This is a genomic window from Clostridium sp. (assembly GCF_047777555.1).
Lineage (GTDB): Bacteria > Bacillota > Clostridia > Clostridiales > Clostridiaceae > Clostridium_H.
Map to the genome: position 1 here is coordinate 57,411 of NZ_JBKEEV010000008.1, position 24,399 is coordinate 81,809.

At 31.7% G+C, this 24,399-nt stretch carries 20 protein-coding genes and 1 pseudogene; 20 read left to right on the plus strand and 1 reads right to left on the minus strand.

Features of this window, described 5'->3' with window-relative positions; all coding sequences use genetic code 11:
- Position 1 precedes the first annotated feature (1 nt).
- The 15 genes and pseudogenes from hydG (at position 2) to ACFWTK_RS11520 (ending at position 17,734) form a co-directional block, all read left to right on the plus strand.
- Positions 2–1,381 carry a [FeFe] hydrogenase H-cluster radical SAM maturase HydG gene (hydG, locus tag ACFWTK_RS11450; protein WP_415876113.1) on the plus strand — a complete coding sequence of 460 codons (1,380 nt, stop codon included), beginning with the start codon at positions 2–4 and terminating at the stop codon, positions 1,379–1,381.
- Between the two features lie 8 nt (positions 1,382–1,389).
- Positions 1,390–2,580 (plus strand): [FeFe] hydrogenase H-cluster maturation GTPase HydF, encoded by a 1,191-nt coding sequence (gene hydF, locus ACFWTK_RS11455; protein WP_415876114.1) that lies wholly within the window; start codon positions 1,390–1,392, stop codon positions 2,578–2,580.
- A gap of 175 nt (positions 2,581–2,755) precedes the next feature.
- Entirely contained in the window at positions 2,756–3,520 is a 765-nt protein-coding gene (locus ACFWTK_RS11460) for a MerR family transcriptional regulator (protein WP_415876115.1), read from the plus strand.
- Positions 3,521–3,723: 203 nt separating this feature from the next.
- Complete coding sequence (locus ACFWTK_RS11465) at positions 3,724–4,725, plus strand: ketoacyl-ACP synthase III (protein WP_415876116.1); 1,002 nt, start codon at positions 3,724–3,726, stop codon at positions 4,723–4,725.
- Between the two features lie 62 nt (positions 4,726–4,787).
- Positions 4,788–6,323 carry a methyl-accepting chemotaxis protein gene (locus tag ACFWTK_RS11470; protein ID WP_415876117.1) on the plus strand — a complete coding sequence of 512 codons (1,536 nt, stop codon included), beginning with the start codon at positions 4,788–4,790 and terminating at the stop codon, positions 6,321–6,323.
- Positions 6,324–6,894: 571 nt separating this feature from the next.
- Positions 6,895–8,562, plus strand: a complete 1,668-nt coding sequence (gene abc-f, locus ACFWTK_RS11475; RefSeq protein ID WP_415876118.1) for a ribosomal protection-like ABC-F family protein — start codon at positions 6,895–6,897, stop codon at positions 8,560–8,562.
- Positions 8,563–8,634: 72 nt separating this feature from the next.
- Positions 8,635–9,597 (plus strand): annotated as a pseudogene (locus ACFWTK_RS11480) (MFS transporter); the annotation flags it as partial.
- 81 nt (positions 9,598–9,678) lie between these two features.
- Complete coding sequence (locus tag ACFWTK_RS11485) at positions 9,679–10,029, plus strand: LysM peptidoglycan-binding domain-containing protein (protein ID WP_156473394.1); 351 nt, start codon at positions 9,679–9,681, stop codon at positions 10,027–10,029.
- A gap of 118 nt (positions 10,030–10,147) precedes the next feature.
- Positions 10,148–10,537 carry a bacteriohemerythrin gene (locus ACFWTK_RS11490; protein WP_415876119.1) on the plus strand — a complete coding sequence of 130 codons (390 nt, stop codon included), beginning with the start codon at positions 10,148–10,150 and terminating at the stop codon, positions 10,535–10,537.
- Positions 10,538–10,696: 159 nt separating this feature from the next.
- Positions 10,697–11,023, plus strand: a complete 327-nt coding sequence (locus tag ACFWTK_RS11495) for a PadR family transcriptional regulator (RefSeq protein ID WP_415876120.1) — start codon at positions 10,697–10,699, stop codon at positions 11,021–11,023.
- Positions 11,024–11,038: 15 nt separating this feature from the next.
- A complete protein-coding gene (locus tag ACFWTK_RS11500; protein ID WP_415876121.1) occupies positions 11,039–11,896 on the plus strand; it encodes a permease prefix domain 1-containing protein in 858 nt (285 codons plus the stop codon).
- 248 nt (positions 11,897–12,144) lie between these two features.
- The gene (locus ACFWTK_RS11505; protein WP_415876122.1) at positions 12,145–13,491 is read left to right on the plus strand and encodes a VanW family protein; all 1,347 of its coding nucleotides are present in this window, start codon (positions 12,145–12,147) and stop codon (positions 13,489–13,491) included.
- A gap of 442 nt (positions 13,492–13,933) precedes the next feature.
- Positions 13,934–15,397, plus strand: a complete 1,464-nt coding sequence (gene nagZ / locus ACFWTK_RS11510) for a beta-N-acetylhexosaminidase (RefSeq protein ID WP_415876123.1) — start codon at positions 13,934–13,936, stop codon at positions 15,395–15,397.
- A gap of 120 nt (positions 15,398–15,517) precedes the next feature.
- Positions 15,518–16,051, plus strand: a complete 534-nt coding sequence (locus ACFWTK_RS11515) for an RNA polymerase sigma factor (protein WP_415876124.1) — start codon at positions 15,518–15,520, stop codon at positions 16,049–16,051.
- A gap of 18 nt (positions 16,052–16,069) precedes the next feature.
- Positions 16,070–17,734: a LolA family protein gene (locus ACFWTK_RS11520; RefSeq protein ID WP_415876125.1), complete on the plus strand. Its 1,665-nt coding sequence runs from the start codon at positions 16,070–16,072 to the stop codon at positions 17,732–17,734.
- A gap of 221 nt (positions 17,735–17,955) precedes the next feature.
- Here ACFWTK_RS11520 and ACFWTK_RS11525 read toward each other — a convergent pair whose 3' ends face one another.
- Entirely contained in the window at positions 17,956–18,711 is a 756-nt protein-coding gene (locus ACFWTK_RS11525) for a hypothetical protein (protein WP_415876126.1), read from the minus strand.
- 163 nt (positions 18,712–18,874) lie between these two features.
- Between ACFWTK_RS11525 and ACFWTK_RS11530 the strand changes: the two genes are divergently transcribed.
- The 5 genes from ACFWTK_RS11530 to ACFWTK_RS11550 all read left to right on the plus strand — a co-directional run bounded on the left by ACFWTK_RS11530 (position 18,875) and on the right by ACFWTK_RS11550 (position 24,349).
- Positions 18,875–19,864, plus strand: a complete 990-nt coding sequence (locus ACFWTK_RS11530; protein WP_415876127.1) for an RsmB/NOP family class I SAM-dependent RNA methyltransferase — start codon at positions 18,875–18,877, stop codon at positions 19,862–19,864.
- Between the two features lie 237 nt (positions 19,865–20,101).
- Positions 20,102–20,851, plus strand: coding sequence for a DeoR/GlpR family DNA-binding transcription regulator (locus tag ACFWTK_RS11535; protein ID WP_415876130.1), 750 nt, complete (start codon positions 20,102–20,104; stop codon positions 20,849–20,851).
- A complete protein-coding gene (gene pfkB, locus ACFWTK_RS11540; RefSeq protein ID WP_415876128.1) occupies positions 20,851–21,765 on the plus strand; it encodes a 1-phosphofructokinase in 915 nt (304 codons plus the stop codon). The genes ACFWTK_RS11535 and pfkB overlap by 1 nt, the downstream gene beginning before the upstream one ends.
- 18 nt (positions 21,766–21,783) lie before the next feature.
- Complete coding sequence (locus ACFWTK_RS11545) at positions 21,784–23,679, plus strand: PTS fructose transporter subunit IIABC (RefSeq protein WP_061858979.1); 1,896 nt, start codon at positions 21,784–21,786, stop codon at positions 23,677–23,679.
- Positions 23,680–23,719: 40 nt separating this feature from the next.
- Positions 23,720–24,349: a PfkB family carbohydrate kinase gene (locus ACFWTK_RS11550; protein WP_415876131.1), complete on the plus strand. Its 630-nt coding sequence runs from the start codon at positions 23,720–23,722 to the stop codon at positions 24,347–24,349.
- The last annotated feature ends 50 nt before the right edge of the window (positions 24,350–24,399 follow it).

The window sequence follows — 24,399 nt, forward strand, 5'->3', positions numbered from 1 at the left end:
TATGTTTATAGATCAAGAGTATATAGAAAATTTATTAGATGAGGCTAAAAGTGCAACTAGAGAAGATATACAGGAAGTTCTAAATAGAGCCAAAGAAAAGAAGGGCTTATCCCATAAAGATATTGCAGTTCTTCTTCAAACAGAAGATGAAGAGCAACTAAAGGAAATGTATAAAATAGCAGGAGATATTAAAAAGTCTATATATGGAAACAGAATTGTTTTGTTTGCACCTCTTTATGTAAGTGATTACTGTGTTAACAACTGCGTTTATTGTGGTTATAAGAAAAATAATAAATTTCCAAGAAGAAAGCTTACAAGAGAAGAGATTCAACAAGAAGTTAAAATTCTTGAAAAGATGGGACATAAAAGGCTGGCACTAGAGGCAGGAGAGGATCCTGAAAATTGTCCTATTGATTATATACTTGATGCTATAGACGCAGTATACAGCACTCAAAATGATAATGGAGTCATAAGAAGAATAAATGTAAATATAGCAGCAACTACTGTTGAAAACTACAGAAAGTTAAAGGAAGCTAAAATAGGAACTTATATATTGTTCCAAGAAACATATCATAAGCCAACTTATGATAGAATGCATCCTAACAGCATTAAAGGAGATTATGAATATCATTTAACTGCCTTTGATAGAGCTATGGAAGGCGGTATTAATGACGTAGGTGGAGGGGTTCTATTTGGACTTGCAGATCCTAAGTTTGAAGTTTTAGGACTAATGATTCATAATGAGCACCTTGAAGAAAAATATGGTGTAGGATTCCACACAATATCCTTCCCTAGATTAAGAAAAGCTGAAGGAAATGATTTGAATAAGTTTCCTTATTTAGTTAGCGATGATATGTTTAAGAAAATCGTAGCTATTACTCGTATAGCTGTACCTTTTACTGGCATTATAATGTCTACAAGGGAGTCTGCAGAGATGAGAAGGGAGCTTTTAAGATATGGAGTTTCTCAAATAAGTGCTGGTTCAAGTACAGGTGTAGGTGGATACAAAGAACGTGAAAATGGTGAGAAGGATGTAGACCAATTTGAGCTTGCCGATCATAGAACTCCTATAGAAATTTTGAAAGAACTAATTTCTGATAAATATATACCAAGCTACTGTACTGCTTGCTATAGAAAGGGCAGAACTGGGGATAGATTTATGAGTCTTGCAAAGACAGGACAGATTCAAAATGTATGTACTCCAAATGCACTTATGACATTAATGGAATTTTTAATGGATTACAGCGATGAAGAACTTCATGAAAAAGGTGAAGCCTTAATCAAAGAAGAGTTAGAGAAGATTGAAAGAGAAGATATTAGAAACTTAGTAAGAAATAATATAGAAAGAATAAAGAATGGAGAAAGAGATTTGTATTTATAGGAGGAAATATGAATAATACACCTAATGCAAACAGAAAGCACATAGCTATATACGGTAAAACTAATTCAGGAAAATCTTCTTTATTAAATGCTATTATAGGGCAGGATATTTCCCTAGTATCTTCTATAAAAGGAACTACAACTGACCCTGTAAGCAAAGCTATGGAACTCATTCCATTTGGACCTGTTTTGTTTATAGATACAGCAGGTCTTGATGACAAGGGTGAGCTTGGAGGGCTTAGAATAAAAAGAAGTCTAAAAACTCTCCAAAAAACTGATTTTGCTATATATGTTGTGGATATAAATGACATATGTGAAGAAAATTACAAAGAAGCTGTGGATAACTTTAAAAAGTATAAAATACCTCACATGGTCGTAGTAAATAAAATAGATAAAGCAGATGAAAATTCAATAAACTCTGCAAAAGAAAAATTTAAGAATGCTATTTTTGTGTCTGCTAAGGAAGAAAAAAATATAATTGAATTAAAAGATGAGTTAATAAGAAGACTTCAAAATGAAGAGGAAGATGAAACCTTAATAGGAGATATTGTTCCATACAATGGAAAAGTAATTATGGTAGTACCAATAGACTCTGAAGCTCCAAAAGGAAGGCTTATCTTGCCGCAGGTTCAGCTTATCCGTGACTGCTTGGATCATGGAATAAAAAGCTATGTAGTAAGGGACACTGAGCTTGAATCTGCACTGCAGGATATTAAGGATGTGGATTTAGTTGTAACGGACTCTCAGGCTTTTAAAAAGGTGAGTCAAATTGTTCCTGAAGATATTAACTTAACCAGCTTTTCAATACTCTTTGCAAAACAAAAGGGAGACTTAAAAGCCTTTATGGAGGGAATATCTAAAATAAAGGAACTGAATGAAAACTCTAAAATCCTTATAACCGAAAGCTGTACTCATAATACTTCTCATGAAGATATAGGAAGAGTTAAAATCCCTAAATTGTTAAATAAGCATGTAGGAAAAGAGCTTAACTATGAGTTTAAAATGGGACATGATTTTCCAGAGGATATTGAAAAATATGACCTAGTAATTCACTGTGGAGCATGTATGGTGAATAAAAAGACGGTGCAAACAAGGATAGATATGTGCCAAGAGAAAAATGTAAAGATAGTAAACTATGGAATGATACTGGCATATCTTACAGGAATTCTGCCTAGATCTCTTAAAGTGTTTGATATATAGACCTGAAGGTACTAGAAGCTGGGTACTATATGATGTATAAGAAAAGCCCCTAGTCTTTAGTTACTGATCCATATTTTATGGGTTAGTGATTATGGCTAGTGGCTAATTTTTTAAAAAGTCTATTGACATTAACGCAGCGTAAAGGTGTAGAGTAATATTGTAAGGAGGTGAGTGCGTGGAATATACAGTGCAAAAGCTAGCTAAATTAGCAGGTGTTAGCCCAAGAACTCTTAGATATTATGATGAAATAGGAATTCTTAAGCCGGCAAGAATTAATTCATCTGGATATCGCATTTATGGGCAGGCAGAAGTAGATAAATTACAGCAAATACTATTCTATAGAGAGTTAGGTGTAGGACTAGATAAAATAAAGAAAATATTAAATTCACCTTCCTTTGATGCAGCAAAGGCACTGAGAGAGCACCGCATAAAACTCCTTGAAAAAAGAGAGCAGCTTGATTTATTGATTGCTAATGTGGAAAAGACGATAGCTCTAAGTGAAGGGAGAATTAAAATGAGTAATAAAGAAAAATTTGAAGGCTTCAAGAAAAAGATGATAGATGAAAACGAGAAAAAATATGGTAAAGAAATTCGCCAAAAGTATGGTGAAGACACTGTTAATAAGTCAAATGCAAAATTAATGAACATGACAGAGGAGCAATATGAGGAATTTGAAAAATTAGGAGCATTGTTAAATGAAACCTTAAAGGAAGCCTTTGCAATTGGTGATCCAGCTGGGGAACTTGCTCAAAAAGCTGCCGACTTGCACAAGCAGTGGTTGTGTTATACTTGGCCTAGCTACAGCAAAGAAGCTCATGCTGGTGTGGCTCAGATGTATGTTGATGATGAAAGATTTACAGCATACTACGATAAAGAACAACCAGGAATGGCAGAGTTTTTAAGAGATGCCATTTTCATATATACAGGAATGAAAAAATAATATTTTTTTAGCATATTATTTAATCAGAGGAGGTGTCAAAATAATGGCACCTCCTTTGTCAGTATAGCTATATGGTAATAATTGTATAATTTTACTTTTATTTGATAAAGAAAATGATAAGTAATATCGATTATAAAATATATTAGAAAACTGAATAGTATAAATCTTAAACATATTATGAAGTAGTTAAGGGGGTTATAATCATGTTTAAAAATGTATACATAAGAGGAGTAGGAAGTTATCATCCTAGAAGAATAGTTAATAATCAACATTATATTAATCATTTTAAAAAATATGGATTAGAAAAGCATGTAATGGGACTCATGAAAAAGCTTGGAAGAAATTTAAGGACTTTAGCAGGGGAAAATGAGAATAGTATAACTATGGGTTTTGAAGCTGCTAAAGTTGCTCTTTCAAATGCTGGGTTAACATCATTGGATATTGATGCTATAATAGCAGCTTCTGACACTCCAGAATACTTAACTCCATGTTGTGCATTAATATTAAAAAATAAGTTAAAAGCTGATAATGTTACTAATGTATTTGATGTAAACAATGACTGTGTAGGTATGCTTACAGCAATAGATATTGCATCAAAGTATTTAAAAACTGATAAGAAATATAAAAGAATCTTAGTCGTTGGATCTTTACTAATAAGTCCTTTTGCTCGTGAAGATGATATGGTTGTTTATTCATGTATTGCAGATGGTGCTGCAGCTGTCATATTAGAAGTAAAGGAAGAAAATGAAGAGAGAGGGCTATTAGGTTCTAGAGTATTTACAGACGATGCATATAATAAAACCATTAGATTTCCTGCATGTGGACTATCTAATATTCTAAACACCGCTAAAGTACATGATAAAAAAATGAAATGGAATCCATTTGATTTTGGCTTTCTTTCAGACAAATGGACGGAATTAATAACTAAATTATTAAAAGAGAATGAATATGAGCCAAAGGATGTTTCTCATTATTTTATGTCTCAGTTTTCTAAAGCAGATATAGAATTAACATTAAAAAAGCTGGGAGCTTCTTTAAGTCAAGCAACATTTGTTGGTGATAAATATGGTTACACTGGATGTGCAAGTCCAATTATGGCTCTAGATGATAAATTAAAAAGAGAGAGATTTAATAAAGATGATATTTTAATATTTTGTTCAGTGGCAGGCGGATATATAATGACTGCATTACTATATAAGTGTTAAGAGAGTTAATAAATATAAAAGAAGTCATAGTATATATGATTTCAAATAAGGAGATGAGATGATTGGAGGATAATAATGTAAGCATTGTACGTAAATATCAAAAAAGAACTTTAAAACTTGTAGTAATTATTTATAAGATTAGTGTTATATTGGCAGCATTGGCATTTTTATCAATGAAGTTTTTTGGATTATATGACGAGGTGAAATGGAGTCATATTGGAACATTCATAGGATTAGTGATAGTAGAACTAGCAATATTTAGAGTTATTTATAAACTAATATCAGAAAGTGGTAACAGCTGGATAAAACAATTAAATAGACTTAAGCGAATTATACTAATAGTATCATATGTTAATTATTTGTATATTACATTAATGATTCCATCGAGAGAATTATGGGTAAGTGTTTTCTACTTTATAATATTAGGTGCATTACTTTTAGATACTAAAATAAATATTGCATCTATAATAATAAGCATACTTTGTCAATTTATTATCTTTAATTTTAATTCTTCAGTTTGGCCAGATAAAGAGGTAATTATAAGAGAACTGATTATAAGAGGTATAGTTATAACTCTTGTTTCTACTGGAATCTTTATTTTCACATTCTTTTCATCTAAGCTGCTTAAAGAAGTAGAAGTCAATGAAAGAATGCTTAAAGAAAAAAATGATAAAATTTCTAACTTATTTAATCAAATAGCTGAGTTTGCAAATACATTATTAAATTCCAGTGATTCATTATCCACTATGATTGAACAACAATCTAGTTCAATTCAAGAAATTGCTAGCAGCAGTCAAAAAATTAGTATAGATGCATCAGAAATGCTGGATAAGTCATATAAAAGCAAAGATAGTTTACAGAAATTATTAGATATAAACAAAATTGTGTCTTCAAAAATAAAAGAGACTAAAGATGTATCTATAAATTTAGTTAATGTTTCTAACAATAATGAAGAATCCTTAAGAAATGTATTAGATATTATGAAAAGTATAATAGACAGTATAGAAACAACTTATAATGCCACAAGAATTCTAGAAGAGAAGTCAGTACAAATGGATGAGGTTTTATCAGTTATAGGCAGTATTTCGGAGGAAACAAATCTATTAGCGTTAAATGCTAGTATTGAAGCTGCAAGAGCTGGTGAAGCAGGTAAGGGATTCGCTGTTGTTGCCAGTGAAGTTAGCAGGCTTGCGGATAGTAGTAAAGACTCATTAAAGGATATAAGCATCATAGTTAACGAATTTAAACAAGAAATAAACCAAGTCCAGAACTTAATGGAAGATAATAATGACAAAATAAGTGTGGGAAATAGATTTTTAAATGAAACAGTTTCTAATGTAATGAAGATGATTGAGGATTTAAAACTATCTGGAAAAAATATAGATGAAGTTAATGAATTAATGACTTCTTTACTTAAAGAAACAGAGAATATAGTGATTTTTAATTCTGATGTGGTTGAAAAAACACAAAGCACTATAAATATGTTTAGTATGGTAACTGATTCAGTAAGTGAACATGCTGCTACAAGTGAAGAAATAGCAACCAGTGCTGAAGAATTAAAAAATACATCCGTTGAAATGAGTAAATTGATTGAGTAAATAGTAGATTATAAAAAAATATATAAAAAGTAAATCCTTAAGTTGACAGCATTACGATCAGCTTATATAATTTATACTGAAATTAAATAAAATAAATTTAAAGAAAGGCAAGGTATTGGCAGAAATGAGAACATTATAATTCACTTATGTTTAGTTTTTTAATTTAAAATAAAAGTTTAAATAAGGCCCTAAGGAAGGCTTTATTGTCATGCACTTTATTTTGAATTTTGTGAGCGGATAGTGTTCTTATAACTGTTGGTAGTTTGTCTATACAACATAGATTAACGTTAGAAATATTTTACAACAATTTTTAATATTGAACCTTTCGTATGAGATTTTCATTTAGGAAAGCTTCACTACGCAAAGAAGCTCCAATGCTAGTTCAACCTTTTCCACAATGCAAATCTCATACTCCAGTTCAATATTAGAAATATTATTCATAATTATATAATTTTTTAAAGTAAAATATTTCTAAGTGTAAGCGCTTTGGCGCCTACACTTAATAAAAATGCTACGCATTTTTATTAAAATGTGACACTATCCTCTCCCAATTACAAGGAGGGGATTTTTTATGCTATTAATGGAGTGCAGTAACATTAAAAAGTATTTTGGTGATAGGCTGATATTAGATGTGAAAAATTTGAAAGTTTATTCAGAGGATAGAATAGGAATTGTAGGTGTGAATGGGGTAGGTAAAACTACTTTGATTAATATAATGTGCCAAAGATTAGAACCTGACGAAGGATGGGTTAAGTTGTATGGGAGGCATTCATATATATCTCAGCTAGAAGGACCTGAAAGCATGAATATTAGTAGCGAAATGGCTTCTAAATTTGGCATTGAAAGTATTTGGGATGAGAATATGAGTGGAGGAGAAAAGACTAGGTTTAAGCTAGCTCATGCTTTAAGTCAAGATACTCTGCTGCTGTTTGCAGATGAACCAACTAGCAATATGGATATAGAAGGCATTGAACTTATGGAAAAAAGCTTTCAGGAGTATAAAGGCGCGCTGGTTCTTATATCCCATGATAGGAGCTTTTTAGATAAGTTGTGTAACAAGATTTTAGAGATAGAAGATGGCGAAATAAAAATATATAGTGGCAATTATAGTGATTATACTGCTCAAAAGGCTAGAGAAATGGAAAGAGCTGAATTTGAGTATGAGGAATATATAAAAGAAAAAAAGCGGCTCCAAGGAGTTATTGATAATACTAAGGACAAAATAAAGAGTATTAAAAGACCTCCTAAGAGAATGGGAAATTCCGAAGCCAGACTTCATAAGATGGGAGGGCAAAAGGCAAAGGCAAACCTTGAAAGGTCAGTTAAGAATATTGAAAAAAGGATAGAACATCTTGAAGTCAAGGAAAAACCTAAGAACCAAGAGATTATAAAGCTAGATATTAAAGATTCAAATAAGCTTCACAGTAAAGTAATTATAGAAGGTAAAAGTATAACTAAGAGATTTGGCAAAAAAGTCATATTTGATAATGCAGAGTTTAGTATATATAATAATTCAAAGGTTGCATTAATAGGTCCTAATGGGTGTGGAAAAAGCACATTGATTAAAATGATAATGGACAATGATGACTCTATAAAGGTTGCTAAAGGAGCAAAGATAGGGTACTTTAGTCAAGATATGAGTATTTTGAATGAAGAATTAACTATAATAGAAAATGTAATGGAAAGCAGTATGTATGATGAAACTTTTGCTAGAATATTATTAGCAAGATTATTGTTCAAGAAAGAAGATATTTACAAGAAAATAAGCGTGCTGAGTGGAGGAGAGAGAGTTAAAATATCCTTTGCAAAAATGCTATTACAGGATGTAAATTTGCTTATATTAGATGAACCCACTAATTATATGGATATAAATTCTCTTGAAGTAGTAGAGAATGTGTTAAAGGATTATGATAATACCATATTGTTTGTTTCACATGACAGAAGGTTTGTAGATTCTGTTGCAGATAACATAATGACCATAGAGAATCATAAAATAAAGATTTTTAAAGGAAGCTATAAAGAGTATTTGGACAGAAAAAATAAATGCATAGATGATGATAAAGAAGAAATTCAAAAGCAAGTTCTTATACTACAAAATCGCCTTTCAGAAGTTATAGGAAGGCTATCTATGCCATCAAAGAAGGACGATGTAAAAGCCTTAGATAAGGAGTATTATGAAATATTAGATAAACTAAAGAGGCTGAAGAGCCTTATTAAAATCCATGATTTGGATATATAGTTATAAAACAATTTAATAGACTTATAGAAATTGGAGGAAATATTTAATATATGAATAAGGATTGGAAAAGGAACACGATTTTTAGCTATATTCTTTTTAAAAGGTTATAATGCTATGTGGATGATTTTTGTAGTGTTAGCTATAAGAGCCTTGGGGGGAGGAGTTCAAACTCCTGCCATAGGTGCTTTTCTTCCTCAAATTGTGCCAGAGGATAGGCTTACTAAAGTGAACGCAACAAACAGCAGTATACAATCATTGATTATGCTGATTTCTCCTATGCTTAGTGGTGCACTATTGAATATGGCTAGCATAGAGACAATATTTTTTATTGATGTTATTACAGCGGCTATAGCAGTTTCTATATTGCTTATATTTTTGAATGTGCCAGTTCATGCAAAAGCTTTGAATAAGCAAGCAACCAGCTATTTCAGTGATATGCATGAAGGTTGTATTTATATCAAAAATCACGATTACGTTAAGAGATTTTTCTTGTTTTGCGCAATTTTTAACATATTAGTATCACCAGCAGCCTTTTTGACACCTCTACAGGTTACACGCAGCTTTGGAGATGATGTTTGGAGGTTAACAGCAATTGAAATGACTTTTTCTATTGGCATGATGGTGGGAGGTGTAGTCATGGCTTCTTGGGGTGGTTTCAAAAACAGAATTCATACAATGGTACTATCAAGCTTTGTTATTGGAATATGTACCTTTGCTCTTGGAGTTGTTTCTAACTTTTGGATTTACCTCAGCTTTATGATACTATTTGGGATTATTATGCCGATTTTTAATACACCAGCAACTGTTTTACTGCAAGAGAAAGTAGAAGAAAATTTTTTAGGTAGAGTATTTAGTGTTTTAGGAATGATATCAAGTATTATGATGCCATTAGGTATGCTTGTTTTTGGACCACTAGCCGACATAATTAAAATAGAATGGCTGCTTATAGGAACTGGTTTGTTATTATTTGCTCAAGGCTTTTTTATGTTAAGCAGTAAAGTGCTGATTGAGGCTGGAAAACCAGCTTCAGAGTAGCCCCATTTATATTATGTAGCAAAAGACGCCTTCAAGTCATAGTATATGTAAGAATAATAGATAGAGAAAGGAAAAGTTTATATGAGATGTAATTATTATAGGCAGTGTCCTGTAAATCATTACCCTTATATTATACAACCTGGTGATACTCTTATTAGTATTGCATATAGACTTGAAGTTAGCGTCTCAAGAATACTAGCATCAAATCCTGGAATAGATCCATACAATCTTAGAATTGGGCAAGTTATATGTATACCAGCTTGTCCTCCAAATCATACTGCCATAATAATACAGCCGGGGGATACCCTTTATAAAATAGCACAAGAGTATAATGTTACTATCGCAAGTATCTTAGAAGCAAATCCAAGTATTGATCCCAACTATTTAAGAGTAGGTCAGCGTATATGCATACCATCAGCTTGTGCTTGGTGAAAGTCTGAGTAGGTGTTGTAAAGATATTTAGGTAGTGAGGCGATGTTAATATCTAGTTAAATTTCAAATTTTCATGTATAATAATTACTATATATTATAGTAAAAGGGGGGATATGTAATGTATGAATTTAAAGAAGAATATAAAACTGGAATAGATTTTATTGATGAACAGCATAGAGTTCTTTTTGAAATAGCTGATAAAACTTATAATTTATTAAAAAATGAGCTTATAACCGATAAATATGATAAAATAGTGACTTTAATAGAAGAACTTCAACAATATGCGAAATTTCATTTTACATCTGAAGAAGAATACATGAAAAGCATTAATTATAAAAGAATGTTTACTCAAAAGATTGCACATGACGCATTCATAAAGAAAATTAATGATATAGATTTTTCAAAGATTGATGAAAATCAAGATCAATATATAATTAGCATACTGCAATTTCTGAATGATTGGTTAGTAGAACATATATTTAAAAGTGACAAGCTTATAGGAAAATAATTTAAAAGGACCCATCAGTTTTGATGGGTCCTTTTATTGTCATATAATTATATTTAAAAAAGTATATTGACAGTCATAGTACTTTGACGTATATTATAGGTGTGGATAAGAAATAAATAAAAATATGAATGAGAAGCAATATAGAAGGGAGCAAGTTAAGTGAATGGAAAGATTTCGTCAGATCTGCTTAGGGGACATACCGACACTATAGTTCTGGGAATATTGATGGAAGGTGACAGCTATGGTTATGAGATATACAAGAAAATAATTGAAAAAAGTGAAGGAGCTTATGAACTAAAAGAAGCTACACTGTATTCCAGTTATAGAAGACTAGAACAAGATGGAAGCATAACATCTTATTGGGGAGATGAAACTCAGGGTGGAAGAAGAAAATACTATAAAATAACACCTCATGGTAAGAAAGTATATACTCTCAATAAGCAGGAATGGGAGTTTGCTAAAAAGATAATAGATAAATTATTGTAAAAGGAGAGGATTAAAGTGAAAGAAAGAATAAAAAAATATGTGGATAATTTGTTCGCAGATATATATGATACAAAGCAGTTAAGAGAATTAAAAGAAGAAATAAGTGCTAACTTGCTAGAAAAGATAAATGATTTACGTGCAAGTGGAATGAAAGAAGATGAGGCATTTAATGAAGCGGTTTCAAGTTTAGGCAATATGGATGAATTAGTTGAAAACTTAAAGAAAGCATCTAATGAAAAATTTGAAGATGACATTTTTAACACTACACCTCTTGATAAAAAGCACATAATAGCATATATAGTTGCAGCAGTAGCTTTGCTATTCGGAGTTATGAGTGCAGGAATTGTTTATTTGCAAGATAAGAACATGATGGCTACATTAGGAACATTAATGCCATTTACAATGGTATCAATATTATTATTTATGTATTTTGGATTAACTCAAGAAACAAAATACAGCTATGGAATGAGACCAAGGAGAGCATTATTATATTGCTTAGCTACTGAATCGATTGTCTTTGGAGGTTTCTCAACAGGATTTGTATATTTTTCAGGACAGGAACTATTTTCGGTTTTAGCTACATCTATGCCTTTTCTTATAATTTCAGTAGTACTTTTTATATATTTAGGTTTAACTGAAAAAAACAGAAGAAAAATGAATGAAGCTTGGCAAAAACAGTGGATACAATATTACAGTGATCCTCAATCAATGATGGTAAGAGGAAATGTATCTGGTGCTATATGGATATTCAGCTTTGCTGCCTTCCTTTTAATAGGCTTCACTATTGGATGGAAGTTTTCATGGATAGTATTCATAGTAGCCATTGGATTTGAGGTTTTAATAGAAAGTTTTTTTATGACAAAGAGGCGCTAAAGCGCAAGTGGAGAGTGGAAAGTGGAGAAGTTTGGAAAGTGTAGTAAGGAAATAATTAAGCAGAGATTAATTATAATCCGCCATTATTAGCAAGCTGCAATGAACGTAATAGAACCTGGGGTTCTGATATGCATTTTTGTTCCGGGATTAAGGAAAAAATTGCTAAGTAAAAAAATCAAAAAAGATGAAACCTTTTTAACTTTATATAAGTATATATCTATATAAAAGCTAAAAAGGGAGGAATACAAATGAAGAAGAAAACTATATTTATAACTACTGTATTGACAGTATTAGCTATAGGTACAATTTCAGTAAGTCATGTATATGCTACAGGTAATGATTGGAGCGATGTTATTTATCCAAGAGTTTATATAGAAGACATAGATGTAGGAGGAAAACACCTTCATGAGGTAGAGGAATTAATAAAGAAGAATTACAGTAATCCAGTGCTTATGAAGAAAATTGAAGTTCAGGTAAATGATAAAATCTACACATTAGATTACAGCAAGATTGAAGCTAAATATAATATTGATGAGGTCATAAAAGAAGCTTTTAATTATGGGAAAAAAGAAAATTTGCTTAATAAATATAAGCTTATTAAAGGTGATGGAAGTAAAAGGTTTAAGTTAGAATTTGCGTATAATTCTAAGCCTATTGATGAATTTATTAGCAGGATAGAAGAGGAAGTAAATAAAGATCCTAAAAACGCCAAGATATCTATAACAAATGGAAAAATAAAAATTACTCCTGAAGTTACTGGTATGAAAATTCAAAAGGATAAATTAAGACAAGCTATTATATCACAGATTAATGGAGATCTTTCACAAGAAAATGTTAAAATTGAAGCACAAGTAGAAACTGCCGAACCAGAGGTTACGAAGGAAAAGTTATCATCTATTAATACTCCTATAGCTTCTTTTAGTACAAGCTTTACTACATCTACAGAAGGTAGAATTAATAATATTGAACTTGCTACTAAGGCTATCAATGGAACCCTTCTTATGCCAGGAGAAACTTTTAGTTTTAATGAGGTAGTAGGTAAACGTACAAAAGCAAGGGGATACAAGGAAGCAGGAGTTATTGTAAATGGAGAGATAGAGGCTGGTCTTGGAGGAGGAATATGTCAGGTATCTAGTACTTTATATAATGCTATATTACTTTCTGGCATTAAGCCTTACGAGAGAAGAAATCATTCATTACCTTCATCCTATGTTGATAAGGGACTAGATGCAACTGTTGACTGGGGAAACATAGATTTCAAATTTAAAAATACTTTAGATACACCTATTTATATAGAAGGATATACAGCGAATAAAAAAGTATACTTTAAGGTGTATTCTGATGAATCGTTAACAAAAAGATCTTATGAAATGGCTACTGAGGTTTCTGTAATACATCCGACTACTAAATATACTAATGATCCTAATAGACTAGAAGGGGAAACGGTAGTAGTTAAAGGTGCTTCCAATGGATATAGAGTAAAAGTGTATAGAAAAACTATAGAGAATGGGAAAGTAATTGATACAGAGCTTATTTCAAATGATTATTATGCACCTAAGAATGGGGAAGTAATAAGGGGAACAAAGAAACAATAGAAATAAATTGTGACAATCTTTAATATTGAACATTTCGTATGAGATTTGCATTTAGGAAAGCTTCTAACGCTTGTTCAATGTTTTCTACGATGCAAATCTCATATTCCAGTTCAATGTTAAAAAATATTATCTCATTTATTAAATGAGAGCGTTTTAGTAAAAAGAATACACATCCAGACAAATCTAATATTAGACTTACAATCATTAGCGTTTGTTTAAACTTCATATTTAGGTACACTTAGCTTATGAAAATGCCTTATGCCAGTGGTCCCACAACCAATTTAGTATACAGAAACATCTATTTCACTTAAAATAGGTGTTTTTTATTTTTAGATAAAACATAAAAGCATGTAAGTATATAGGTAGTAACAATGTACTAAAATATACGTATATATAAGTGATATATGTTGAGAAACTTGCATAAGAGTTGGAGGGTTGGATTATGGTAAAGAAGATAATACTATTACTAGGAATTCTTTTGCTATTCAGTATAACAGGCTGTAGTAAGGAGAATGGAGAAGAAAAGATAGGAATAAGAGGAGAAATAAAAACAGTATCTTTAGATGATAGCGGTAGAATATCAAGGATATTGGTGGAAGGAAAAGTTGAGCAGGACACTCAGCATGATAAGGCAAGTATTAGAATCAAAGACAATACTAAAATTTATGAAAAGGATACTAAAAAGGAATTAGAAGCAGCTAGCTTGAAGAAAGGTACAAAAGTGGAGGTTACTTTTGAAGGGCCTGTTGCAGAATCTTATCCTGTTCAAGCTGATGCTAAAACAATTGTAATTACTGAGCAAGTTGATCCAATAGAGGAAAAAATAAATGCAATGACTTTAGATGAAAAAATTGGGCAGATGTTCATAGTAGGAATTGATGGATATGATTTAAATGATAATTCCAAAAGTCTTATAGAAAAATATAAGGTAGGAGGATTTATATTATTTAAGGACAATATTAAAAATGTCAATCAGCTGCTTAGTTTAACTAATTCATTAAAAATGGAAAACTCTAGTAACAAAATTCCTCTTTTTTTATCTGTAGATGAGGAAGGTGGAAAAGTAACAAGGATGCCCGATGAATTAAAAAGCTTTCCTACCAATAAGGTAATTGGAAAAATAAATGACGAAGATTTTTCAAACAAAATAGGGAAAACTATTGCTAGTGAGATAAAATCTTTTGGATTTAATATGGACTTTGCTCCAGTACTAGACATTAACAATAATCCGAAGAATCCAGTTATAGGGAGCAGATCCTTTGGTTCCAATCCTGATGTAGTAACCAAACTAGGTATTGAAACTATGAAAGGAATTCAGTCAGAAAATGTTATTTCCGTAGTAAAGCATTTCCCGGGACATGGCGATACATCAGTAGATTCCCATATAGGATTGCCAAGTGTAAATAATGACTTAAAAAGGCTGGAGGAATTTGAGTTAATACCTTTTAAAAATGCTATAGAGAATAAAGCAGATGCAGTAATGATTGCACATATCCTTCTGCCTAAAATCGATGAAAAAAATCCTTCTTCTATGTCAAAGACAATTATTACAGATATATTGAGAAATAATCTTAAATTTAATGGAGTTGTCATTACTGATGATATGACTATGGGAGCCATAACTAAAAATTATGATATTAATGATGCAGCTGTAAAATCAATAAAAGCTGGAAGCGATATTGTGCTTATATGTCACGGTTATGACAATGAAATAAAAGTAATTAATTCTCTGAAGAATGCTGTATTAAAAGGTGAAATAACAGAGGAAAGAATAGATGAAAGTGTTTATAGAATATTAAAGCTAAAAGAAAAATATGACTTAAAGGATGAGATAATAAAATCTGTAGATGTTGAGAAAATAAATAATGATATAAGATCACTTTTATATAAATATAAGGTATCCTGAAAGTTTATAACTTTTGGGATACATTTTTTATATAAAGTTTCTGTTCCATTTGTAACATTTATTTTAGCTTTGACGTCATTATTATTGTAAATACCTAGCTAGGAAAAAAGGAGTTAGCATATGAATGAATTTGAGAAAAGTATCATAGTAAAAGCAGGTGATAAAAAGTCTATAGAAGAATTTTGTAATGCTACTTGGCAGCCCTTATACAGATATATATATTATAAAGTTCAAAATAAAGAGGAAGCAGAAGATATAATACAAGAGACTTATATTAAAGCAATTTCTTATATGCAGAAAAATCACATTAATATGGATAAATGCATGGCCTTCTTAAAGACTGTGGCGCTGAATGTGCTTAGAGATAGGTGGCGTAAAAATAAGCGTGGAGGTAAGGTTATTAATTTAGATGAAATAACCTTAAAAGAAGATAGGACAGAACATTCTATTGAAAATATGATTCAGCGTGAGATGATAGAAAATGCATTAGGTCTTTTAAGTGATGAACAGCGCATGGTTATTGAGTTAAGAATATTAAAAGGATATTCAGCAGCTGATACTGCTAAGGCAATGAATAAAAAGGAAGGTACTGTTCGGGTTTTACAATATAGAGCTTTACAGAATCTTAGAAAATTATTAAAAAAGGATTGTTAAAGTATGGAGGTATCATTAATGAGGGATAAGGAGCAGAAATTATCAGATTATATTGATTGTTTGAATGAAGAAAGAAAGCCAGAAGAACATGGCAGCCAAATAGAAACACCTGAAATAGAGGAGCTTTTTGATACTGTAAGAATGGTTCGTAGTTTAAAAGAGCCTGCTTTTCCAGAAGATGGATTTACTAAAAAATTAGCTGAAAGCGTTAATGAAGAACTATTAAAAGAAAAGCATTTAAAAAAGCCAAAAAAGAGATGGTTCTATGGAATAGCTTCTGCTGCAGCGGCTGTTGCATTAATTATAGGATTAAATACAGTAATGCCTGTTAACAAGAATAACATGGTGTATGCTGTAGAAAAAGCATTTAAAGATGTAAAAGCTTATCATGGAGTTCTTGAGGTTTTAGAAACAAATGCATTAGGAGAATCTACTGCTCAATCAAAGGTAGAAGTATGGGCAGATAAGGAAGGACGTTATTATGTTAAAGGTCTTGAGGGCTCTCAAAAGAATTTGATTACAGTGAATGATGGAAAAAGAAAATGGCAGGTTCAGCCAAAGGAAAAAGAGGTGGAGATATTTACAGCTTTTCCAGACCCATATAGCTTTACTTTTGAAATTGGAAAAGAGATAGAAGATATGAAGAATGCTATTAAAACTCAGGTCATTGGTGATGATACAGTTGCAGGGAGAGCTGCTTCTATAATAGAAGTAACTCCTCAAGGTGGAGAGCCATATAAGATATGGATAGATAAAGACACCAAAATGCCATTGCAAAAGCAGTCTGCCATGGAGTATTCACTTCAGTACATTGTACGTTATACAGATATTGATTTTGAAGAAGCTGTTCCTAAGGAACTTTTATCATACAGTGTACCTAAAGGATTTAAAGAAATTAATACAAATCCTGAGCAGGTGGTAAATAGTTTAGAAGAAGCTAAAGAGATTGCAGGCTTTACTCCTAAGATAATTGAAAATGTACCAGAATCATTTGCTCAAGATAATATATCAGTAATAAATGATAAAAAAGTTGTTAAGATAAATTATGTTTCTAAAGACAATAAAAAAAATATTGTGATTCTAGAGAAAAAATCTACTGAGAAATTTAAACCAGCATCTATGGCAGTACTGGGAAAGATAAATAATAATGCAGCTGAAATTCAATCGCCAATAGAGTCTCAAGAAGGAGTTCTTCAAGGCGGAGGAGCTTATTCTGGGGTAACAGATATAACTTCAGTTAGATGGCAGGAAAATGGTTTTGAATATGCTGTAGTTGGAAATACTTCTTTAGAAGAATTAACATTGTTTATAAAAGGTTTAACCAATGGCACAATAGAGCTATCATCACAAGAGAAGGCTGTAGATGAACCTCAAGTTAAAGTTCCAGTGGATTTAGAAATAGAAAAAGCAGAGCAAAAAAATGTTGATGCAGGACATTCACCATGGAAGCTGGATCCAGCATTTGTATCTCAAGTTTTTGTAAGTCTAAAAATTTCTCCAGAAGGCATTGTAGGTGATTATCCTATAAAATATGAAGAATTTAAAGTAATCAAAAATACTGGAAAGAAAGCAGTTGTAGAAGTTAGTGGAGATAGAACTCCTATTAGAAAGGTATATCTAGAAAGACTTATAAGACAAGACAGCACTGGAATATGGACTGTAGTCGGATATGATCCAAAGTAAGTATTTGTAAGTGGAGAAGTTTAGGAAGCATTGTAGAAAGCATTGAACAAGCATTAGAAGCTCTTTATTTCAGGATTTAAAACACCGTAATAACCTTCTATTGTCTGAACGATAGTGAGTTTAGAAGGTTTAGGGGTTTTAAATCCAGAAATATTAGAGCTTCTTTGCGTAGTGAAGCTTTCCTAAATGCAAATCCCATATGTGATGTTAACTATAATTGCTTAGATTTCTTCTTCTGCTCCGCTAAAGAAGTTAATATTAGAATTAGTGCCATACTCTTCTTCCAGATTTTCTAGTATGGTCTCATGGACAAGACCCATAAGCACTGCTTTTTCCTTTTCGGTAATATCTACAGTAGTGATTATGGTAGTATTAATAGTTTTTCCAATATGGACGTGAATTTCTCCTGCATTTTCATCATTTAAGTACAAAGCATAAACTTCACTATAAGGAGTTCTTATTGTTCTTGTATAAGTCCAATCTAAATCTCCATCTTCAGAGGAGTCATCATTTTCATCATAATCATCATCATATTTGATATCTAATCTACGAGTATCTTGGAGGTCAGATATAATATCTTCAATATCACTGTTGTCTAAATCTAAATCTTCACGAATCATCAAAAATAAGCCTTCTAATTGATTTTGAAGCTCTGGTATGCTGTGGATAAATTTAGAATAGTAACCTCCGTAGGTATTAAGATCCACATGTTCTTCATCTACTCCTAAGTATATAGTAAAGAGCGGAACTTCATCCTGATGATGATGCAATAATAATGTAGGTGTAAAATATTTTATAAGTGTGTCAGCAAAATCTAGAGCCTTTCCGGTTGTTTCTGGAAGGATTTTTGAATATGCAGATACAAAAAGAGATGTGTCTGCAGTAACATCTTGCTTTCCATCTAACTGTTCTTTTGACAATGGATAAACCTCATCTATAAATACTGAAAGTATTGGATAATTTGCTTTTTCTGCCACAAATAATTCCTCCCTTTATTTTAATAATAATATCATTTGCAAAAAAGAAAAAACTCATACTATAAAGCCCTATGTATCCTTGCTGGAGATAATAATGAATGACTAAGCTTAAAGAATATGATAAAATTATTCTAAAAATACAGAATATTCAAATTCATTCAAAATGCTTCATGATGAAGTTAAGGATGGTGGTAAGGGTATGGAAATAGGTGAAGTAAAGAGCAAACTTCCAGAGGGATTTATAGAAACTTTATATACATTATATTCTCCAATAACTGTAGATGGCATCTTAAAGAGTTATAAAGATGGAAGAAAAGCTACCTTTAGAGTTAATACCTTAAAAGCATCTGTTAAAGAGGTTTTAGAGGATATGCGAAAAGGTGGTATAAAGTTTTCCAATAGCAGCTTAATGAAAGAAGCATTTATAGTATCTAAAGGTGGGAAAGGAAAGATTTCAAAACTATCTAGTTATAAAGAAGGAAAGCTTTATATGCAAAATCTATCAAGTATGCTTCCTCCACTTTTCCTAGATTTAGAGAAAGATATAAATATACTAGATATGTGTGCAGCTCCAGGAAGCAAGAGCACAGAGATGGCGGCTATTCTCAATAATAGATGCAGAATAGTGGCTAATGAAATAGATGATATAAGAAGAGAAAGATTAAAATATAATGTAGAAAAATTAGGAGCTGATTGTATAGAGGTTATAGGAGGAGATGGAAGAAGGCTGGGAACATTATTCCCAGAGGCTTTTGATAGAGTACTTTTAGATGCGCCGTGCTCTGGAGAAGGTACTATAGCTATGAAGGAACCAAGAACATACAGAGGATGGAATAAAACCATTGTTAGAAGGCATTCAAAGCTACAAAAAGAGCTTTTGGAAAGTGGAATCAATGCTTTAAAACCAGGAGGAATACTTGTATATTCAACCTGCACCATATCACCAGAGGAAAATGAAGAGGTTATTGATGAGATAATAAATAAATATAAAAATCTTAGAATTTTGGAGTTAAACTTCACATTAAAAAACTCTATAAGTGGAATTACTAAGTATAGAAACAACACATATAATCGAAATTTAAGTAAAGCATTAAGAGTAATACCAGATGAATATATGGAAGGATTTTTTCTATGCAAGATAAGAAAAAAATGATATATGCAATTAGGGCAATTAACTTGAAGCCTTATGTAGTATGTTCAGAGTTATACTAGTTATAACTCTGATTTTTTATGACTGCTAAATTTTAGTATAAACAATCTTAGACCAATTTGATTATTGATTGAATATGAATTTATTTAAATGATTTTAAAATAAAATGATTGAAAATAATTGAAGTTTAAAATATTTTAAATTATAATATAGACATACAGTAAACGGGGGGTGATGGACATTTTAACTGAAGAAAGATATGAAATCATACTACGAGAAGTTAAAAAGAGAGGAATTGTAAAACTTAATGAATTGGTGGAAATGACAAATACTTCAGAATCTACAATAAGACGTGATCTTACTTATCTTGAAAGTAAAAATGCTCTAAAAAGAGTCCATGGAGGAGCGGCGGCTATAAAAAGAAGATTTGTAGAGCCTAGCTATAATGAAAAATTAGTTCAAAATATAAAAGAAAAGGACATTATAGCAAAATATGCTGCTTCCTTAATTGAAGAAGGGGATTCTATTTATTTAGATGCAGGAACTACCACTTTTGAAATGATTAAGTATATAGACAAAAGAGATATTCTTGTTGTTACAAATGGACTTAATCATATAGATGCTCTTATTGAAAAAGAAATTAATGCATATATCCTTGGTGGAAAGGTAAAAGCCAAGACTAAAGCTATAATAGGATCAGATGCCTTAATTAATATGCAAAGGTTCAGATTTGATAAAACTTTTTTAGGAATAAACGGAATACATGCGGAATATGGACTTACTACTCCAGACTCAGAAGAAGCTATATTAAAAGAAAAAGCTATAAATCTTTCAAAAGATGCTTTTGTATTAGCAGATGACAGCAAGTTTGGAGAGGTAAGTTTTGTGAAGATTCATGATTTAGATAAGGTTACTATCATTACCAATAATAAAGTACAAGATTATGAAATTTATGCAGAAAAAACTAAGATAAAGGTTGTGACAGAATAATGATATATACGGTTACTTTTAATCCTTCGGTGGATTACATTGTAGAGGTAGAAAATTTTGTACCAGGAATAATAAACAGAGTGAAGGAAGATCACAAATACCCAGGCGGTAAAGGTATAAATGTATCAAGGGTTTTAAACAATTTAGGCGTAAAAAGCAAAGCCTTAGGCTTTATAGGCGGTTTTACAGGAGAGTACATTAAAAGTACATTGGAAAGCCAGGGGATAGATACAGATTTTATAACCGTAAATGAGGACACTAGAATAAATATAAAGCTAAAGTCTAATGAAGAAACAGAAATAAATGGTGTAGGACCTAAAATAGAAAATGAAAAATTAAATGAGCTCTTTAATAAGCTTGGAAATTTAAATTCAGAAGATTTCCTAGTATTAGCAGGAAACGTACAAAAAACTCTGCCTAGGGACATATATGCTCAAATCCAAAAAAAATGTTTAGATACCAATGTAAACGTAATAGTTGATACAACAGGAGAAGCTTTAATAAATTCATTAAGATATAAACCTTTTTTGATAAAGCCTAATAACCATGAATTAGCTGAAATCTTTAATGCGGAGATAAACACGAGAGATGAAATTATATACTACGGGAAAAAACTAATGGATATGGGAGCTCAAAATGTAATAATATCCATGGCAGGAGAGGGAGCTCTTCTTATATGCAGTGAAGGAGTTTACCATGCTTCAGCTCCAAAGGGAGAAGTTAAAAACTCTGTAGGAGCAGGAGATTCTATGATAGGTGGATTCCTTGCAAAATATTCAAAAGATACAAGTATTGTTGAAGCTTTTAGATGGGGAGCAGCCTCAGGAAGTGCAACTGCTTTTTCATTAGATTTATGTAAAAAAGACCATGTTGAAAGGTTGTTAAATGAGATTAAAGTAATTAAACTGGGTTAGAAAGGAGAATGTATATAGATGAAGATAACAGAGCTTTTAAGCAAGGATACTATAATCCTTAATTTGAAATCAAAAACTAAGCTTGAAGTAATAGATGAATTAATAGACAAATTAGATACAGCTGGAAAATTAAATGATAGAGAAGAATATAAAAAAGCTATTCTAAAAAGAGAAGAAGAGTTCTCAACAGGAGTTGGAGATGGAATTGCTATTCCTCATGCTAAAACTGCAGCTGTTAAAATTCCAGCTCTTGCCTTTGGATATTCAAAAGAGGGAATAGACTATGGTTCTTTAGATGGAAAGCCAGCTCATATATTCTTTATGATAGCTGGTGGAGAAAACGCTAACAATGAGCATTTAGAGACACTATCTAGGTTGTCTGTAATGCTTATGAATGAAGACTTTAAGAAAAAGATAACAAATATAAAAACAGAAGAGGATTTACTAAGAATTATAGATGAACAAGAAAGCAAGGATTCAAAGGAAGAAGAAATAATCAGCAAGGCAAAGAAAGAAGTAGAGGAAGGAAAAACAAGAAGCTTTATATTAGCAGTAACGGCTTGTCCAACTGGAATAGCTCATACTTATATGGCTGCTGATGCCTTGAAGAAAAAAGCTGCAGAAATGGGAGTAGATATAAAGGTTGAAACAAACGGTTCTACTGGAGTAAAAAATGCTTTAACGCCTGAAGAAATAGATAGAGCAGAAGCCATTATAGTTGCAGCAGACAAGCAAGTTGAAATGGCAAGATTTGAAGGAAAGAAAGTAATTCAAGTTCCAGTAGCACACGGAATCAAAAAAGCTGAAGAACTTATAACTAAAGCAGTTAAAGGTGATGCACCAATATATCATCATAAAGGAAGTACAGGTGAAGATGCGTTAAAAGGTAAAAAACAAAAAACCGGATTTTATAAGCACCTTATGAGTGGTGTTTCTAATATGCTTCCTTTTGTAGTTGGAGGAGGTATACTAATTGCTATATCCTTTATGTTTGGAATTAAATCATATGATCCTAATGATCCATCATACAATGCTTTTGCAAAGTTAATAAATGATATAGGTGGGCAAAATGCTTTTAAACTTATGGTTCCTGTGCTTGCAGGATTTATAGGTATGAGCATTGCAGATAGACCTGGTTTTGCACCAGCTATGGTAGGTGGACTTATAGCTGCTAATAATGATGCAGGATTTTTAGGCGGATTAATAGCAGGCTTCTTAGGAGGATATTCTGTAGTATTACTAAAAAAAGCGTTTACATGGATGCCGCAGTCTTTGGAAGGTATAAAGCCAGTCCTTTTATATCCATTATTCGGAATATTCATAACAGGAGCGTTGATGTATTTAGTTATAATAAATCCTGTTAAGGTAATAAATTTAGCTGTAACAAACTTCTTAGGATCAATGGGGACAGGCAATAGATTAATAATGGGATTAATTCTAGGTGGAATGATGGCTATAGATATGGGAGGTCCAATAAATAAGGCAGCTTATGCTTTTGGTATAGCTATGATTGAGGCTGGAAATTACGGACCACATGCTGCAATTATGGCAGGAGGTATGGTTCCACCACTTGGAATTGCTATCGCTACAACATTATTTAAAAATAGATTTACTAAAGACGAAAGAGAGGCGGGAAAGACTTGCTATATAATGGGGGCATCCTTTATTACAGAAGGTGCTATACCTTTTGCAGCAGCGGACCCTGGAAGAGTTATACCTTCAACAGTTATTGGTGCAGCAGTAGCAGGAGCTTTAACTATGATGTTCAATATAGGGCTTCCAGCACCACATGGTGGAATATTTGTAATACCAATAGTTAGCGGAAGCAAGCTTATGTATATACTATCTATATTAGCAGGTTCTTTTGTAACAGCATTCTTGTTAGGATTACTTAAAAAACCTATAACAGATTAATACTTTTTATATAAAAAGCAAGGAAGAATTTTTTAATGACATAGATTTATCTAAAATGAATAAGGGAGATATTATACATTTTGGCTCTGCTACAGGATTTTTACCAGGAGAGTTAAAGAAAACTTACTTTGAGCTTTTAAACTATGCTGTAGAAAATGAAATGATAGTATCATTTGATCCTAATTATAGGGATGCATTGATAAAGGATATAAATGCTTTCAAAAAGTATTCGATTAAGTTTATAGAAAAATCTGATTTTGTGAAATTAAGCGATGAGGAAGCAATGCTCATAACAGGAAGAAAGAATTTAGATGAGGCTGCTGAAGAAGTTTTAAGATTAGGCGCAAGGGTTCTTGCTATAACTTTAGGTTCAAAAGGGACACTTATTGCTACTAAAAATGAAAAGGATATAATTCCTTCTATTAAAATAAATCAAGTAGATTCAACAGGGGCAGGTGATGCCTTTGTAGGAGCTATACTTTATCAAATGGCTAAAGATGAGATTTCAAAGAATGATGAATGGAACTTTAACAGTATTTCACAATATGTGGCTATTGCAAATAGAGTTGGAGCATTTACCTGCACAAGTTATGGGGCTATAGCTTCAATGCCAACAAAATATGATATAAGAAGAATAGATGATATACCTGAAATTAGTACTATACTTTAGGCTATGTTTTTTAGGAATGTACATTATTATATAGTACTTCCTAAAAACAT